Source organism: Plasticicumulans acidivorans, from assembly GCF_003182095.1.
Classification (GTDB): domain Bacteria; phylum Pseudomonadota; class Gammaproteobacteria; order Competibacterales; family Competibacteraceae; genus Plasticicumulans; species Plasticicumulans acidivorans.
The window spans coordinates 43,131-59,121 of record NZ_QGTJ01000014.1 but is presented as its reverse complement, the minus strand read 5'-3'; the positions used below and the strand labels follow the sequence as shown (position 1 = coordinate 59,121).

Annotated in this window: 13 protein-coding genes; 5 read left to right on the top strand and 8 right to left on the bottom strand. The window is 62.9% G+C overall.

Annotated elements, in window-relative coordinates; all coding sequences use genetic code 11:
- The first annotated feature begins 77 nt into the window (after window positions 1-77).
- A complete protein-coding gene (gcvT, locus tag C7443_RS18295) occupies window positions 78-1,190 on the top strand; it encodes a glycine cleavage system aminomethyltransferase GcvT (RefSeq protein WP_110020295.1) in 1,113 nt (370 codons plus the stop codon).
- Window positions 1,191-1,194: 4 nt separating this feature from the next.
- Here gcvT and C7443_RS18290 read toward each other — a convergent pair whose 3' ends face one another.
- Complete coding sequence (locus C7443_RS18290; RefSeq protein WP_110020293.1) at window positions 1,195-2,856, bottom strand: putative bifunctional diguanylate cyclase/phosphodiesterase; 1,662 nt, start codon at window positions 2,854-2,856, stop codon at window positions 1,195-1,197.
- Between the two features lie 120 nt (window positions 2,857-2,976).
- Complete coding sequence (locus C7443_RS18285; RefSeq protein ID WP_110020291.1) at window positions 2,977-3,849, bottom strand: LysR substrate-binding domain-containing protein; 873 nt, start codon at window positions 3,847-3,849, stop codon at window positions 2,977-2,979.
- Between the two features lie 150 nt (window positions 3,850-3,999).
- Here C7443_RS18285 and gcvP point away from each other — a divergent pair, with 150 nt between their 5' ends.
- Window positions 4,000-6,861, top strand: coding sequence for an aminomethyl-transferring glycine dehydrogenase (gene gcvP, locus C7443_RS18280; protein ID WP_110020290.1), 2,862 nt, complete (start codon window positions 4,000-4,002; stop codon window positions 6,859-6,861).
- Between the two features lie 79 nt (window positions 6,862-6,940).
- Here gcvP and C7443_RS18275 read toward each other — a convergent pair whose 3' ends face one another.
- The gene (locus C7443_RS18275; protein WP_110020288.1) at window positions 6,941-7,618 is read right to left on the bottom strand and encodes a cytochrome b/b6 domain-containing protein; all 678 of its coding nucleotides are present in this window, start codon (window positions 7,616-7,618) and stop codon (window positions 6,941-6,943) included.
- Between the two features lie 329 nt (window positions 7,619-7,947).
- Complete coding sequence (locus C7443_RS18270; protein WP_110020287.1) at window positions 7,948-8,592, bottom strand: carbonic anhydrase; 645 nt, start codon at window positions 8,590-8,592, stop codon at window positions 7,948-7,950.
- 64 nt (window positions 8,593-8,656) lie between these two features.
- Between C7443_RS18270 and C7443_RS18265 the strand changes: the two genes are divergently transcribed.
- Entirely contained in the window at window positions 8,657-8,953 is a 297-nt protein-coding gene (locus tag C7443_RS18265) for a YcgL domain-containing protein (protein ID WP_110020285.1), read from the top strand.
- A 29-nt stretch (window positions 8,954-8,982) separates the two neighbouring features.
- On the opposite strand, the gene C7443_RS19990 is transcribed toward C7443_RS18265, so the two are convergent.
- The 4 genes from C7443_RS19990 to C7443_RS18245 all read right to left on the bottom strand — a co-directional run bounded on the left by C7443_RS19990 (window position 8,983) and on the right by C7443_RS18245 (window position 13,522).
- Window positions 8,983-10,854 (bottom strand): hypothetical protein, encoded by a 1,872-nt coding sequence (locus C7443_RS19990; protein WP_146213342.1) that lies wholly within the window; start codon window positions 10,852-10,854, stop codon window positions 8,983-8,985.
- Window positions 10,855-11,081: 227 nt separating this feature from the next.
- Window positions 11,082-12,020 (bottom strand): glycosyltransferase family 2 protein, encoded by a 939-nt coding sequence (locus C7443_RS18255; RefSeq protein ID WP_110020281.1) that lies wholly within the window; start codon window positions 12,018-12,020, stop codon window positions 11,082-11,084.
- Between the two features lie 63 nt (window positions 12,021-12,083).
- Window positions 12,084-12,533, bottom strand: a complete 450-nt coding sequence (locus C7443_RS18250) for a GtrA family protein (RefSeq protein WP_110020280.1) — start codon at window positions 12,531-12,533, stop codon at window positions 12,084-12,086.
- Between the two features lie 95 nt (window positions 12,534-12,628).
- Window positions 12,629-13,522, bottom strand: a complete 894-nt coding sequence (locus C7443_RS18245; RefSeq protein ID WP_170123689.1) for a glycosyltransferase family 2 protein — start codon at window positions 13,520-13,522, stop codon at window positions 12,629-12,631.
- A 261-nt stretch (window positions 13,523-13,783) separates the two neighbouring features.
- Here C7443_RS18245 and C7443_RS18240 point away from each other — a divergent pair, with 261 nt between their 5' ends.
- Both C7443_RS18240 and C7443_RS18235 read left to right on the top strand, forming a co-directional pair.
- Complete coding sequence (locus C7443_RS18240; RefSeq protein ID WP_110020276.1) at window positions 13,784-14,971, top strand: aminotransferase-like domain-containing protein; 1,188 nt, start codon at window positions 13,784-13,786, stop codon at window positions 14,969-14,971.
- Window positions 14,972-15,052: 81 nt separating this feature from the next.
- Window positions 15,053-15,964, top strand: a complete 912-nt coding sequence (locus C7443_RS18235; protein ID WP_110020274.1) for a LysR family transcriptional regulator — start codon at window positions 15,053-15,055, stop codon at window positions 15,962-15,964.
- Window positions 15,965-15,991: the final 27 nt, after the last annotated feature.

The window sequence follows — 15,991 nt, the reverse complement described above, 5'->3', positions numbered from 1 at the left end:
ATTTCCGCAAGCGGCGCGGCGGGCCTAACATGTCACGTTTTCCCGCCGTACGCGCTTTGGCCCAGGAGCTTTCCGCGATGAGCGAACTCGCCCGTACCCCGCTGCATGCCCTGCATCTTGAGCTCGGCGCACGCATGGTTCCGTTCGCCGGCTACGACATGCCGGTGCAGTATCCCGCCGGGGTGCTCAAGGAGCATCTGCATACCCGCGCTCAGGCCGGCCTGTTCGATGTTTCACACATGGGCCAGGTGCGGCTCGATGGCGTGCGTGCGGCCGAGCGTCTGGAGTCGATGGTGCCGGTCGACGTGCTTGGCCTCGGCGTCAATCGCCAGCGCTACGGGCTGTTCACCAATGCCCAGGGCGGCATCCTCGATGACCTGATGATCGTCAACGCCGGTGATCACCTGTTCCTGGTCGTCAACGCCGCCTGCAAGGCACAGGACATCGCCCATCTGCGCGCGCACCTGGAACCGGAGGTGCGTGTCACCGAGCTCGCCGATCGCGCACTGCTGGCGCTGCAGGGGCCGGCCGCTGCTGCGGTGTTCGAGCGTCTGGCGCCGGGCTGTGCCGGCATGAAATTCATGGACTTCCGCCCACTGGAGGTGGCCGGCATCCCGTGCTTCGCCAGTCGCTCCGGCTATACCGGCGAAGACGGCTTCGAAATTTCGGTGCCGGCCGAACGGGCCGAGGAGCTCGCCCGCGCGCTGCTCGCCGCCCCCGAAGTGATGCCGATCGGCCTCGGTGCACGTGATTCGCTGCGTCTGGAGTCAGGGCTGTGCCTGTACGGCCACGACATCGATACCGGCACCACGCCGGTCGAGGCCGCGCTGTCCTGGGCGATCCAGAAGGTGCGGCGCAGCGGCGGTGCGCGTGCCGGCGGTTTCCCCGGCGCCGCGGTGATCCTCGAACAGCTGGCCAGCGGCTGCCGCCGCCAGCGCGTCGGCCTGCTCGGTGAAGGGCGTGCGCCGGTGCGCGAGGGCACCGATCTGCTCAATGCCGACGGCCACGTCGTCGGCCGTGTCACCAGTGGCGGCTTCGGTCCGAGTGCCGGCAAGCCGGTGGCGATGGCTTACGTCGAGTTCGCCTACGCCGCCGTCGGTACCCGTCTCGATGCGCTGGTGCGCGGCAAGCCGCTGCCGGTCAGCGTCGCGCCGATGCCGTTCGTCGCCCAGCGCTACTGCCGCGGCTGAGCGCTCAGGCGCATAAACCGCTGATGAGTATGGGGTGCTCGGCGCTGCTGCCGAGTGCTGCCGTAGCTGGCGTGAGCAGCCGCTTGCCGCTGCGCTCGGCGCGCAGCAGTTGTTCGACCGCCGCCGGTTCGAGTGCGCGGGCGAACAGCCAGCCCTGGGCGAAGTGACAGCCCAGCGCGCGCAGCATCTGCACCTGCGCGCGCTCCTCGACGCCTTCGGCGAGTACCTGCAGGCCGAGGTTCTGCGCGAGCTGCACGACGGTGCGGGCAATCGCCGCATTGGCGTGGTTCGTCGTCATGTCGGCGATGAAGGTGCGGTCGATCTTCAGCAGTCCGACCGGGAAGCGCTGCAGGTAGGCGAGCGAGGAATAGCCGGTGCCGAAATCATCGATCGCCAGACGCAGGCCGGCGTCGTGCAGCTCGTTCATTTGCCGGATGGCACTTTCGACATCGTGCATCAGCGCGCTTTCGGTGATTTCGAGTTCGAGCATGCTGACGTCGAGGCCGGCGCGGCCGACGGCATCGAGAATCTCGCTGACCAGCTGCGGGCGGACGAACTGACGCGCTGAGAGATTCACCGCGACACGCGGTGGCGCCAGTCCGGCGGCGCGCCAGGCGGCGAGCTGCGTGCAGGCATGGCAGATCACCCAGGCCCCGATCGGCACGATCAGCCCGGTTTCCTCGGCCAGCGGAATGAAGCTGTCGGGCGGTACCAGGCCGCGCTGCGGATGGCGCCAGCGCAGCAGGGCTTCGAGGCCGCTCAGGCGGCCACTGCCGAGATCCACCTGCGGCTGGTAGTGCAGTTCGAACTCACCGAGCTCCAGCGCGCGGCGCAGATCGCGCTCGCGTTCGAGCTGGGTCAGCGCGCGGGCGTGCATCGACGGCTCATAGAAGCGGTAGCCGTCGCGTCCGGAGGCCTTGACGGTATACATCGCGGTATCGGCGGCCATCAGCAGCTGGTCGACGTCGAGACCGTCATGCGGATACAGGCTGATGCCGATGCTCGCCGTCAGCACGAACTCGCGGCCGAGCACCGGCATCGGCTGCAGCAGCGCGTCGAGCAGCTTGCGGGTGACCAGGGCGGCCGCTTCCGGACCGTCGACGTCCTCGACGACGACGACAAACTCGTCGCCGCCGATGCGTGCCAGCGTATCGCATGAGCGCAGCGTGGCCCGCAGCCGGCGCGCCGCGACGCGCAGCAGCTCATCACCGACGGCGTGGCCGAGGCTGTCGTTGATGGTCTTGAAGCGGTCGAGGTCGATGAACATCACCGCCAGCTGGCGGGACTCACGCTGCGCGTGGCTGATGTCATGCCCCAGGCGATCGCGCAGCAGCAGGCGGTTGGGCAGGCCGGTCAGCGCGTCGTGGCCGGCCAGATGGGCGAGTTGCGCTTCGTGCTCGGCCCGCAACCAGGTTTCGGTCTGCTGCTTGCGCAGCACCCAGCCGGCAAGCGCGATCAACACCGAACACAGGGCACCGACGAACAGCAGCGCAATATCCAGCGCCGCGATCTGCGGCTGGCCGCGGGCGATGCTGTTGCCGTGGATCAGCGTGCCGACCGTCGCCCAGATCATCAGCAGCAGCGACAGGCAAAAACACAGCAGCGGCAGCAGTGGAGGCGGCAGCGGGCCGCGGGCGGGGCATTGGCGGGGGGGATTCAGCGGCATCGGCGGGTCCGGCGTAGGGTGGAAGGCACATCCTGTGCGTTGCGTGGACTGTACGGCCGGCTGTCCCCCTTGCCATTACCCGAAAGGATTAGTGCGGCCGGTTTTTTGCAATCGTTGATTTTATCGGCGGACGCTGCCGGTTTCGGCCGGGCCGAGGCGCGCGGCCATGAATTCCACCAGCGCCAGTACTGCCTCGTCGGCCCGTTGACGTGTGTAGTGCAGCGCAACGTGGATTTGCGCCAGCTCCGGCAGGTGCTCGGCACTGCCGAGCACGCGCAGATTGTCGGGTACGGCACTGCGTGCCAGCACCGTGACGCCGAGCCCGGCCAGCACGCCGGCCTTGATGCCGCCAAAGCTCGGGCTGGTGTAAGCGATGCGCCAGGGGCGATGCAGCGTGCCAAGTGTGTCGAGGATGCGGCGGCGGTAGACGCAGCCTTCCGGGGCGACGATCAGTGGCAGCGGCTGGCGTGTCTGCGGCTGGTGCTGCGGGCTGCCGACCCAGACCAGCTCCTCGCGCCAGCTCGGCCCGGTCTCGGCCGGCGGGCTGGCGTGCAGGCCGAAGACCACGTCGAAGCGTCCGCGCGCCAGCGCTGCCACCAGGTGCGTCGACAGGTCGCAGCCGACTTCGAGGGTGACGTCGGGGTAGCTGGTGGCGAAGCGGCCGAGGATGTCCGGCAGGAAGGAGTCGGCGAACTCGTTGGGCACACCGAGGCGCACGCAACCGGCGACGCTGCGCCGGTGCAGGCGGGCGATGACTTCGTCGTTGAGGCCGAGCATCTGCCGGGCGTAATCGCACAGTGTGCGGCCGGCATCGGTCAGCTGCGGGCTGCGCCCGCCGCGCGTCAGCAGGTCGACGCCGACCAGTTCTTCGAGCCGGCGGATCTGCAGGCTGACCGCCGGCTGCGAGCGCCCGAGCGCCTCGCCGGCGGCAGTAAAGCCGCCGCGATCGACGACGGTCACGAAGGTGCGCAGCAGGTCGGTTGGCAGGTTCATCGCAGGCAGGGGGCAGGCACACGGCATTGCCAGCCTAAATGCCGGCATTTTCACAATCAATTTGCCTTATGCCGACATGGCTTTATAAATGCGCGGTTTGGACGGTCGTCAGCACCGCCCCCCAATGCCCGCCACGCCGAGGAGCAGCTCATGTCGCAGCGCCGTCCGCTCGCCGAACTCGAACAGTCCACCGATTTCGTCCGCCGCCACATCGGCCCGGACACCGCCGACCGTGCCCGTATGCTTGCCGTGCTCGGCGTCGAGTCGCTGGACGCCCTGGTCGAACAGGTGGTGCCGGCCGCGATCCGCCGCCGCGAACCGATGGCGCTGCCGGCCGGCGTCAGCGAGGCGCAGGCGCTGGCCGAGCTGCGTGGCTTCGCTGCGCACAACAGTGTGATGAAGTCGCTGATCGGCCTCGGCTATTACGGTACGCACACGCCGAGCGTGGTGTTGCGCAACGTGCTGGAAAACCCCGCCTGGTACACCGCCTACACGCCGTATCAGCCGGAGATTTCCCAGGGACGGCTGGAGGCGCTGCTGAACTTCCAGACCATGGTCGCCGAGCTGAGCGGCATGGACATCGCCAATGCCTCGATGCTCGATGAGGCCACCGCCGCCGCCGAGGCGATGACGCTGTGCCAGCGTGGTTCCAGGTCCAAGAGCACGGTGTTCTTCGTCGACGCAGACTGCCTGCCGCAGACCATCGCCGTGGTGCGCACGCGCGCCGCCGCGCTCGGCATCGAACTGGTGATCGGCGACCCGTTCGAGCACCTGCCGACACTGGAATGCTTCGGTACGCTGCTGCAGTACCCCGGCGCCAGCGGCGCGGTGCGCGACTTCAGCGCCGTGACTGCGGCGGTGCAGGCGCGCAAGGGGTTGGTGGTGGTGGCCGCCGATCTGCTCGCGCTGTGCCTGCTGACGCCGCCCGGCGAGTGGGGGGCCGATGTCGTGGTCGGCAGCGCGCAGCGCTTCGGCGTGCCGATGGGCTTCGGTGGCCCGCATGCCGGTTACCTCGCCACCCGCGATGCGCACAAGCGGGTGATGCCCGGGCGCCTGGTCGGTGTCTCCGTCGACAGCAACGGCGAGCCGGCCTACCGCCTGGCGCTGCAGACCCGCGAGCAGCACATCCGTCGTGAAAAGGCGACCTCGAACATCTGCACGGCGCAGGCGCTGCTGGCGATCATGGCCAGCCTCTATGCCTGCTGGCACGGCCCGCAGGGGCTGCGCACCATCGCTGCGCGCGTGCATCGGCTGACCGCGATCTGCGCCGCCGGTCTGCGCCAGCTCGGCTACGCGGTTGCGGCCGAGCCGTTCTTCGACACCATCCGCATCGATACCAGCGTCTATACGCAGGCGATCCACGAGCATGCGCGCGAGGCCGGCTACAACCTGCGCGCGATCGACGCCGGCCACATCGGCCTGTCGCTCGATGAAACCGTCACCCGCGAGGATCTGCTCGCGCTGTGGGGGGCGTTCGCGCCGGCCGGTGCGGTGCTGCCCGACATCGACGCGCTCGATGCCAGCATCGAAGACGTGCTGCCGCCGGCGCAGCTGCGCAGCAGCAGCTTCCTGACACACCCGGTGTTCAGCCGCTATCACAGCGAAACCGAGATGATGCGCTACCTGCGCAAGCTGGCCGACAAGGACCTGGCGCTCGACCGCGCGATGATCCCGCTCGGCTCGTGCACGATGAAGCTCAACGCCGCCACCGAGATGGCGGCGATCACCTGGCCGGAATTCGCCAGCCTGCATCCCTTCGTGCCGGCCGAGCAGGCCAGCGGCTACCACGCGCTGATCGACGGGCTGGAGGCGATGCTGTGCCAGGCCACCGGCTATGCCGCCGTCAGCCTACAGCCCAATGCCGGCTCGCAGGGTGAATACGCCGGCCTGCTGGTGATCCGCCGCTATCACGAGAGCCGCGGCGAGGGGCGCCGCAACATCTGCCTGATCCCGTCCTCGGCACACGGCACCAATCCGGCTTCGGCACATCTGGCCGGGCTCGACGTCGTCGTCGTCGCCTGCGACAAGCAGGGCAACATCGACCTCGACGATCTGCGCCAGAAGGCCGCGCAGCACGCCGAGAAGCTCGCCGCGATCATGATCACCTACCCGTCGACGCACGGTGTGTTCGAGGAGAATGTGCAGGAAGTCTGCGCGATCGTTCACGAGCACGGCGGCCAGGTGTACATCGACGGCGCCAACATGAATGCGCTGGTCGGGCTGGCAGCGCCGGGGCAGTTCGGCGGCGACGTCTCGCACCTCAATCTGCACAAGACCTTCTGCATCCCGCACGGCGGCGGCGGCCCCGGTGTCGGCCCGGTCGCGGTTGCCGCACACCTCGCCGAGTTCCTGCCGGGCCGCGGTCCGCGCGCGATCGGTCCGGTGTCGGCGGCGCCGTACGGCTCGGCCTCGATCCTGCCGATCTCCTGGACCTACATCCGCCTGATGGGCGCCGAGGGGCTGCGCGAGGCCACCGCCAGCGCCATCCTCGCCGCCAACTACATCGCCGCACGTCTTGCCGCGCACTATCCGGTGCTCTACACCGGCCCGAACGGCCGCGTCGCGCACGAGTGCATCCTCGACCTGCGCCCGCTCAAGGACGCCACCGGCATCAGCGTCGATGACGTTGCCAAGCGCCTGATCGATTTCGGCTTCCACGCGCCGACGATGAGCTTCCCGGTGCCCGGCACGCTGATGGTCGAGCCGACCGAAAGCGAGTCGCTGGCCGAGCTCGACCGCTTCGTCGAGGCGATGATCGCCATCCGCGAGGAAATCCGTGGTGTCGAAACCGGCGCCCTCGATGCCGAGGACAACCCGCTCAAGCACGCCCCGCACACCGCCGCGGTGGTGCTTGCCGACGACTGGAATCACCGCTACCCGCGCGAGCAGGCGGCCTACCCGGTCGCGGCACTGCGCCAGTGGAAGTACTGGAGCCCGGTCGGTCGCGTCGACAACGTCTACGGCGACCGCCACCTGATGTGCGCCTGCGTGCCGGTCAGCGACTACGCCTGAAACAGGGCGCCCGGGGGACCTTGTGTCCCACGGGCTGTCTGCATGGCCCGCGCAGGCCGGCGGGCCGTAATGGCCGTCCTCAGCGGTTGACGACGAATGCCACCACGCCGGCGGCAACCGCGAAAGCGACGGCGGCACGCCACAGCGGGGCCAGCGGGCGGGCGGCGGGGACCTGTTCGGCGGGGAGGGCTTTCTTGCCGAGCACCATCGGCCGGATCAGGTTTTCCTTTTTGATGAGCAGGTAGAACAGCGCGGCGGCGATGTGCAGCGCGATCAGCGCCAGCAGCAGGTTGAAGGCGAGCTTGTGCACTGTGGTCAGCAGGCTGCCGGTGTCAGCACTGACCAGCGAGTACAGCGGGCCTTCGGTGAAGATGTCGTCGGTGCTGAACAGACCGGTGATGCCCTGGAAGGTGACGAAGGCGAGCAGGGCGAGCACCATCAGGCCACCAGCCGGATTGTGGCCGACATAGTGCTGCGGCGTGCCGGCGCGCGCGGCCTTGAGGTAGGCGATCGCGGCGGCGGGGCCGCGGACGAAGTCGGCGAACAGCGCCGTGCGGCTGCCGATGAAGCCCCACAGCAGGCGAAACAGCACCAGCGTCAGTACCGCGTAGCCGGCCCAGACGTGCCATTGCATCCAGGCCATCTCCGCTGACAGCCACTGAAAGCCGATCAGTGCCACCAGCGACCAGTGGAACAGCCGGGTCGGTAGATCCCATACCGTGACCGCCTGGGTGGCGGTCGCATCCTGAGTTGTCATCTTTGCGTCTCCTGCGCGTGAGCAACGGACGCTATCTTGCCCGATCGCCTGCGATCAGCGGATGCAACAGCCGCGGGGCAACGGGCGCCGAGCATTACAGATCCCGCGCTCAAGGCATCAACCGTGGTGAACAAGGGGGACGGCGACTTCGCTGGCACTGCGTAGCCGCGTGCCTGCCGTGTACAAGCTCAGGCTGATCATGACGTCGGCACGGTGTCGGCCGAAGAGCGGCTCATGCTGCTCTTTTGTGTCGCTTGCGTCTGACGTGACAGGCGCTGGCGTGCCGCCGGGCTATCGTCGGGCAGACCAGCGCTGGTGGTGCGGGTGTGCTAATCCCACCCTAAATAGAGGTCATGGAAACGCTTTTTTTCCGCGTCGTACTGCATCAGCTCGCCGTTTTCGATATCGAAATACCAGCCGAACATGCGCAAGGTGCCGGCTTCGATGCGTTCGCGCACGAAGTCGAAGGTCAGCAGATTGTCGAGCGAGACCAGCACTGCCAGGCGTTCGCAGGCGCGATGCTGGAACGCAGGAGAGGCGTCCGGCCAGCGGGCCAGGACTTTCTGCCGGGCACGCTCGGCGATATGTACCCACGGGCCGATGTAGCCGTCGCTTTCGTCACCGCTGCCTTCCATCAGCGCGCGGATGCCGCCGCAATGGCCATGGCCCATGACCACGATATTGGCGACCTGCAGATCGCAGACAGCGAACTGCAGCGCTGCGCTGGTGCCGTGGTGCTTGCCGCCTTCCTCGGCCGGAGGCACCAGGCTGGCGACGTTGCGGATGACGAACAGATCGCCGGGCTCGGCATCGGTGATGATCGCCGGGTCGACACGGGAATCCGAGCAGGCGATGACCAAAGTGCGCGGCGTTTGCCCCTGCGTGGCGAGCTGGGAGAACAGCTTGCGGTCGCGTTCGAAGTAGCGGGCACGAAAACGCTGGAAGCCGCGAATGAGTTTCTCGATGTCGGACATGCACACCTCCGGAAGTCGCTGCGGCATCATACGCGGCCTGCCGATGGAGGCCGAGGTAAACACTATGCAATGTTCGATCTATCGCAGCCGCCGCAAGGACGGCTGTTATCTTTACTGTGCAGTCAAGGATGATTTCGCCGCGGTGCCCAGGCCGCTGCTGGAGACGCTCGGCGAGCTGACGCATGCGATGGACTTGGAGCTGACGCCACAGCGCAAGCTGGCACGCGAGGATGTCCTCGCGGTGATGCAGGCGCTCGAAGAAAAAGGCTGGTTCCTGCAGCTTGCTCAGCAGGAGGACTGGGCCGCCGAGTGGCGCCCGGCGACGACACCGGCGTGGGGCGTCTCGGTGCGGAACCAGTAACGCGACTGGCAGAGGGCAGTGGACCGCGCTTACGGGTAAAGGATCGAGAGTTTGTCTGCGGGATGCAGGATGCGGATGAACGGTTGAGGGTCCTCGTCCAGGAAGACCGGTTCAATGGTGGCGGGCGGCGTGGTGATCAGCCCGTCGACATAGTGGTACTTGAGCGTGATGGCTTCGCCTCGGACTTCCGCCAGGTCGATTCGATCGATCTGGCGGCTGACGACGCGACCGCTGCCTTCAGCGAAATAGCTGTGAGCTTGCTGTACCCGGTATGCGGTCACCGGACCGTGCTGCGCAACCTGCTCAAGCATGGGGAGCTTTTGTAGATAAGCGTTCGATGCTGGTGTGTATGTCAGTATCCAGCCGACGTTGTAGAGCTGGAATTTGGCGGCGAGATCGTTTGCTGACCATTGCTCGATTGGACGGCCAAATACGTAGCCTTGCCAAAAGTCTGCGTAGTTCAGATAAATATAAGGGCCGCCAATGAACTCTCTTTGCGTGCGCATTGCGAGGTAGCCGGCAATGTGCGCTCCATCATGAATACGGTCCGGCGATGTTTCGAATAGTACGCGTGCGTCGTCATCGGTGTTATTGCGAATCCAGTTGATCATCCACGCTGTGGTATCACCAACTCCTTTTACTTCGGGGGCGGGTTTCCCATAATGAGATGTCTGGGTTGATGATAATTCGTTAACGAATTCTCTGCCTAGAAAAAGGCCTGCCATACATAAAACGACTGTCCAACCAATAGCTATCGTGCGCTTTAACCCTTGCTGCTTTATTGCTTCAATACTGGCGGAAATGCCGATTGCGGCTGGGATGGTGAGAAGCAAATAAGCCGCTGCTGAATGGCGGTTTGGCTGTATCGTGACAAATACTGGCCACCATGCTCCCAATGCAGCGAACAGTATGATGGCAAGTGCTGCGGCAGTGAAGCCGATCGCTATCCTGCGAGAGCGGGCATCTTGGTTCATGAATATCGCCCAAGCCGTACACGCCCATAGCAGAATATTAATTCTGGCGCCTCTGGCATTCCCTTCGATACGACCCAGCGCCTCGTAAAGGATAATGCTGGCGTCAACGGCGCGTTGGAACTGGCCGCCATGGCTGTTCGCTACGCCAGCATGTAATGCAATAGATATTATCCAAAATGAATTAATTAAAAAGCTGATAACCGGTATTGAAATCAGAAGTATCAGTAGCGATTTGCTGTTGATACTGGATGGTGCTGACAGTATTAAAAACGGGACTGCCAGCACAATGGGTATTGCAAACAAGGGGTGATAAAAAGTGCCCAAGGCTGCGAACAGACTAAGCCCGGCTGTTGTATAAATATTGGGTGGGCGTGTGACGGCTTTCCAGCCGAGAGCAATAAATGCTACCACCCCGTAGACAGCGGTGACATAAGAGACCATGCCAACAACGTGATACCAGCGCAAAGCCGAGATCCACCACATCAGCACGCCGAGGATCATTGCGGCAACAGTGCTTGTAACGTTCAGTTTGAGAATCCGGGTAGCCCACAGGATGAAAGCAGGGGCAATGGCTCCAGATAAAAAAACAAATAATTTATATGCCGTTTCCGGCGAAATGGCGGGTGAAAACAAAATCGTCAGTAAGGCGGGGAATTTACCGCTCGCGTTGAAGGTAATACCACCCAGATATCCAGCAGAGAACCATGGATCGTACCCCATCAGCTGATGGTGGTCTGCGAGCTGTTTTGCAATGAATGATTGGTACTGATGAAAAGGAGAGTCTACATATAGGAGTGGGTTATTTGTTAATAATTCTGATATTGGCAGGTTGAATGAAAGTATAGCTATGTGTGCGATCCATATGCTTATACAAATAAAAAGCGTCTTTTTCTGCTTTTCTACCTGTATGTCGAAAATGCCGTTCATGTATTTTGTGCCTGATTATTTTGGTTTGCTTTGTGCCAAATGCGCGTACGCGGTGAGCGTGGGCATGGCTGATCGGTTCTTTAAGGCTTTTTCAACAATCCTGTTGCCTGCTGATTGTAATGTGTGAGTTGGTGCGGTTTTTATTTAGTGCTTTTTCTGAGATGTGGTTCTGAATTTTAAACGAACATGAATCAAACAGTCGGTTGATACCGTGAATGAATGATGGTTTAAATGGTTTTTTCAATGAAATAACGAGGCCGGCGCTTGGTTTCCAGATATATTTTGGCAATATATTCGCCGAGCACGCCGATGCTCAGCAGTTGAACACCGCCGAGAAAATAAATTGGGATTACCGAGGATGCCCAGCCTGGCACGACACTATCGGTCAGTAGCTTTCCTAAAATGATCCAGATGATCATCAGCAGGCTGAAGCCGCAGATAATCAAGCCAAGGCCTGTTATCAGACGCAGCGGTGTGACGCTAAATGAGGTCACGCCCTCAATGGCTAAACCCAGCATGCGGCGCAAGGGGTATTTGGATTCGCCCGCGAAGCGCTCTTCACGTATGTATTCGACAGTTGCTGTCTGAAAACCGAGTAGGGGAATGATGCCGCGCAGAAACAGGTTGACTTCGTTGAATCCGCCCAGTGCTTCTAAGGCTCGCCGGCTGAGCAGTCGATAATCCGCATGGTTGTAAACGATTTCGACGCCGAGTAATTCGAGTAAACGATAATAAGCTTCGGCTGAGCTGCGTTTGAACGCTGTGTCGGATGCGCGTGATGAGCGAACGCCATAAACGATGTCAGCACCGTTTAGATGTTTGCGTACCATTTGCTCAATGGTTTCTACGTCATCCTGTAGATCAGCATCAATGGATACCAATGCATCGCCTCTGGCTGAAAACAGGCCGGCTAGCAATGCATTCTGATGGCCGCGATTTCGGGAAAGCTTGACTCCATGTACACGAGCGTCCGTTGCTGCAAATTGCTCAATCAGTTTCCAAGTCGCATCCCGGCTGCCATCGTCGACAAAATAAAGCTGACTATCGGCACTGATTAGTTGTGCTGCATTCAATCTGTCGAGCAGGGCCAGCAGGCGTTGCACGGTCTCTGGCAGCACTGCTTCTTCGTTGTAGCAAGGCACGACGATTCCAAGTTGCAGCGGCATGGTCTCAGAGCTCCAATCGGGGGCGCAGAAGAGTATTGATGGAGTAGCCTCCGGGGATGAGTGCTATCCGTTGTTGCCCAGTGTGCCGGGGGCGGAGGCTAAGGCGCGGTCTGTTACCTTGAATACAAAATGTTTTTGCATCAGATATGACAGGCAGACGGTGACGGGCAGGGCGAGTGCTCCTGCCGTATAACCGCTTAGACCAAAATGAATGAGTATGCCGATAAGCAAAGTGTTTATAATATAAATAATTAGCCACGTAACGCAAAAACGACCAAGTAATTTGTTGTTGGAATTGCTGAAAACCAATGTGCTTTGGGTTTTAAAGCTAAACAGGATGCCAATGATTAATGCTAGGAAATTGGCAATGGTGTAGTGAATGCCGAGCATTAAAAAAAAGGCGTAAAGAGAATAGCTGAATCCGGTGTTGAGTGTTCCGACCAAAAGGAATCGCACTAGCCGCAGCCGCGGATTTGCCAGCCATTTTAGTGAATTTTTTATGGGCTTATACATACATGTCTACCGCTGGGTATGAAAAATGAAAAGGCATCTGATCATTGCGATTGACTGGTCGTGCGGATATCTTTTGCTACTATTCTAATGTGTGTTTATTTCAGTACGAAGCGGTAATACAGTAACCGTAGCAGTTGATTGAAACGTGCCATGCCGTGTCCAAGGACGGTGTCGGTAGGGGCGACTTTATATTCCGGAGCACTCGCAACGTGATCGATGAACCGGGAAAAGTCTTTACTCTGACCGCGACCGATAACCACACTCCATTGGCTGCGCGACACGCGAAATGAGGCTAGTGTCTCGTCGATATACCAAGCGTCGCCATGCAGCAGCAGGCGGAACCAGTATTCGAGATCGATGACATAAGGAAACGCCGCGTTGAACGGGCCGACGCGAGAGGCTAATTCGCGGCGCATCAGCACGCCGCCAGGTTCGCCAAGCAGGTTGGTCCCGCGGCGCAGGCAGGCGCGAATGACTTCGTTTGCGGCGATCCGGCCGCTGCGACGGTGGGGAAACCCTCGGGTGGTTTGCTGCCGGCCTGCTGCGTTGATGACTTGGCGGGCACAAAACACCAGAGCGAGGCTGCTTTCGGAATCGGCTTCGAGTATCTCGACCTGGCGGCGCAGACAGTCTGGATGTAGCAGGTCGTCGTGCGGCAGTAGCTTGAAATATTTACCGTGTGCTTCGTGCAGGCAACGGTTCCAGTTGCCTTCCGGTCCGAGGTTGGCAGGATTGCGCAAGAAGCGAATACGTGGATCGACAAAGCTTGATACGAGTGCTGCCGTGTTATCGGGGGAATTATCGTCGACGACGATCAGCTCGAAATCATCAAGAGTCTGGGCCAGTACCGAAATAATGGCCGCGCGGATATGGGCCTCACCACGGTAGGTTGGGATGCAGACCGATACGAGAGGAGTGGAAGTCATGGCACCGCAATGATAGGGAGATGTCGCGGAACCGCATCGTCCTTTATCGTCGAGGCGTTCCATGTCTAGAGCGAGTATCCGCGCCAAATGTCCCATGGACCTGAAGCGTGCGGCGAGGATACTGAGATGAAGCCACTCTACCCGTAGCTTTAAAGCTCCAGCAAGCCAAGCGGCGTGTCCAGTGCGGCGGATCGGTGTGAAAAATCGAAACAGGGCCTTGCTCCAAATCGCGATGAGTGTGGGCCGCGTCTCGGGTTGTTGGCACTTGCATGCCGCGCTGAATCGCAGTCTCCTAACTGGATTTCCGTTGTGCCGGACTCCGCCATGCACTTTTCCGAACGCCTCGACCGCTTGACCAGTTCGCTGATCCGCGAGCTGCTTGCCCTGACCCAGCAGCCGGACATGATTTCGTTCGCCGGTGGCCTGCCCGCCGCTCGGGCCATGCCGCCGCTCGGTCTGGCCGGGGTACCGGAGACGCTGCGCCAGTACGGCACCACCGACGGTGAGCCGGAACTGCGGGCGACCATCGCCCGTTATCTGACTGGGCTGGGGCGCAGCTGTACCGCGGAGCAGGTGCTGATCACCAGCGGCTCGCAGCAGGGGCTGGATCTGGTGTCGAAGCTGTTCATCGATCCGGGCACGACGGTGGCGGTCGAGGCGCCGAGCTACCTCGCGGCGCTGCAGGCGTTTCGTTTCTTCGGTGCCGAGTTCCTCGAATTGCCGCTCGGCGCCGGAGGGCTCGATCCGCAGCAGTTGCGTGATGCGATCCGCCAGCGGCGGCCGGCTTTCCTCTATCTGATCCCGACGTTCCAGAATCCGTCGGGCCTGTGCTACGACGAGGCCACGCGTGCCGCGGTCGCCGAGGTGCTCAGCGAAAGCGGCGTGCCGCTGCTCGAAGACGAGCCGTATCGCGAACTGGTTTACGAGCCCTGCGACCGCACGCCGATCTGTACCCGCCTCGCCGACGGGGCACCGTGGATGGTGATGGGCTCGTTCTCGAAGACCGGCATTCCGGGGCTGCGCATCGGCTACATCGCGGCCTCTTCCGACATCCATCCGCATCTGGTGCGCATCAAGCAGTGCACCGATCTGCACACCAACCGCATCGGCCAGTGGTGGGCCAACCAGTTCATGCAGTCGGCGGGTTATCTCGATCATCTCGATCGCCTGCGCGATTACTATCGTGCGCAGCGTGACGCGATGCAGGCCGGCCTGCAGCGTTACCTCGCCGATCTGGCGACCTGGCAGCGGCCGCATGGCGGCCTGTTCTTCTGGATCACGCTGAACGAGGCCGTCGACGAGCGCGAGCTGCTGCAGGAGGTGCTGGCGCGCAAGGTGGCCTTCATGCCGGGGGGCGCGTTTTACGCGACGCCGCCGGCGCGCCAGGGACGCATGCGCCTGAATTTCTCGCATTCGACGCCGGAACAGGTCGACCGTGGTCTGCGTGTGCTGGGTGACACCGTGCGTGAGCACCTCGGGCGGCACAGCCGCCGGCATGCCACCACGGGCTGATCGCCCCCGGATTTGCCATCCTGCAGAGCACCTCCGCGGTGCGCTGTGGCTCCTGTTGTTCGCTCCAGAGGTCCGCCAACGATGACGCAACCCGACTGGGACGATTACCGCTACTTCCTGGCGACGGCGCAGACCGGCAGCCTGTCCGGTGCTGCGCGCGAGCTGCGCACCAATCAGCCGACCGTCGGCCGCCGCATCGCCGCGCTCGAAGATGTCCTCGGCGTGCGCCTGTTTCATCGCCATGCGCGCGGCATGAGTCTGACCGAGGCCGGCGCCCGCATGCTGCAGTCGGTGCAGACGATGGACGAAGCCGCCATGGCGGCCAGTCGCGCGGTTACCGGTGAGGATTCGAGCCTTGCCGGCACCGTGCGCATCTCGGCGCCGGAGAGCGTCGGCGGTCTGTTCCTCGCCCCGCGCCTGGGGCGGCTGGCGCGCCGTTATCCGGCGATCGAAGTGGTCCTGCAGCTGACCTCGGCGACGGTCGATCTCCTGCGCAACGAGGCCGACATCGCCGTGCGGCTGTTCCGGCCGACGGCGGCCGACCTGGTTGCCCGCCGCATCGGCCTGATTCCGTTTGCGCTGTACGCCTCGCCACGCTACCTCACCGAGGCGCCGTCGCTCGCCGAGCTCAGTGAGCTGGCGGCGCATCCGCAGATCAGTCAGGGTGATGAGCTCGCGCACACGCCGGAAGCCATCTGGCAGGCCGAACATGCGCCCGGCGCCCGCTCGGCGATGCGTTCGGCCAGCGCCTTCGCCCGGGCCGGCGCCGCGGCCGCGGGGCTCGGTATCGCACTGCTGCCGCGCTGCGTCGGCGATCTCTGGCCCGGTCTGCAACGCGTGCTGCCCGGTGAGGGGCCGCCGCCGCGCGAAGCCTGGCTGGTGGTGCACAAAGACCTGCGCTACGTTGCGCGCATCCGTGTCGTGCTCGATTTCCTCGCCGAGATCTTCGAGGAAACCCGCGCCGATGTGCCCGCATCGCTACCCACGGCCTGAGTCGGTCGCAGTCCGGAGAAGCGCTCG

Bases quoted from the DNA above. Each gene is read 5' to 3' on its own strand.
- C7443_RS18290 (WP_110020293.1), bottom strand. From the start codon at position 2,856: ATGCCGCTGAATCCCCCCCGCCAATGCCCCGCCCGCGGCCCGCTGCCG.
- C7443_RS18250 (WP_110020280.1), bottom strand. From the start codon at position 12,533: ATGTATAAGCCCATAAAAAATTCACTAAAATGGCTGGCAAATCCGCGG.
- C7443_RS18240 (WP_110020276.1), top strand. From the start codon at position 13,784: ATGCACTTTTCCGAACGCCTCGACCGCTTGACCAGTTCGCTGATCCGC.
- C7443_RS18265 (WP_110020285.1), top strand. From the start codon at position 8,657: ATGCAATGTTCGATCTATCGCAGCCGCCGCAAGGACGGCTGTTATCTT.
- gcvP (WP_110020290.1), top strand. From the start codon at position 4,000: ATGTCGCAGCGCCGTCCGCTCGCCGAACTCGAACAGTCCACCGATTTC.
- gcvT (WP_110020295.1), top strand. From the start codon at position 78: ATGAGCGAACTCGCCCGTACCCCGCTGCATGCCCTGCATCTTGAGCTC.
- C7443_RS18235 (WP_110020274.1), top strand. From the start codon at position 15,053: ATGACGCAACCCGACTGGGACGATTACCGCTACTTCCTGGCGACGGCG.
- C7443_RS18255 (WP_110020281.1), bottom strand. From the start codon at position 12,020: ATGCCGCTGCAACTTGGAATCGTCGTGCCTTGCTACAACGAAGAAGCA.
- C7443_RS18285 (WP_110020291.1), bottom strand. From the start codon at position 3,849: ATGAACCTGCCAACCGACCTGCTGCGCACCTTCGTGACCGTCGTCGAT.
- C7443_RS18245 (WP_170123689.1), bottom strand. From the start codon at position 13,522: ATGGAACGCCTCGACGATAAAGGACGATGCGGTTCCGCGACATCTCCC.
- C7443_RS18275 (WP_110020288.1), bottom strand. From the start codon at position 7,618: ATGACAACTCAGGATGCGACCGCCACCCAGGCGGTCACGGTATGGGAT.
- C7443_RS19990 (WP_146213342.1), bottom strand. From the start codon at position 10,854: ATGAACGGCATTTTCGACATACAGGTAGAAAAGCAGAAAAAGACGCTT.
- C7443_RS18270 (WP_110020287.1), bottom strand. From the start codon at position 8,592: ATGTCCGACATCGAGAAACTCATTCGCGGCTTCCAGCGTTTTCGTGCC.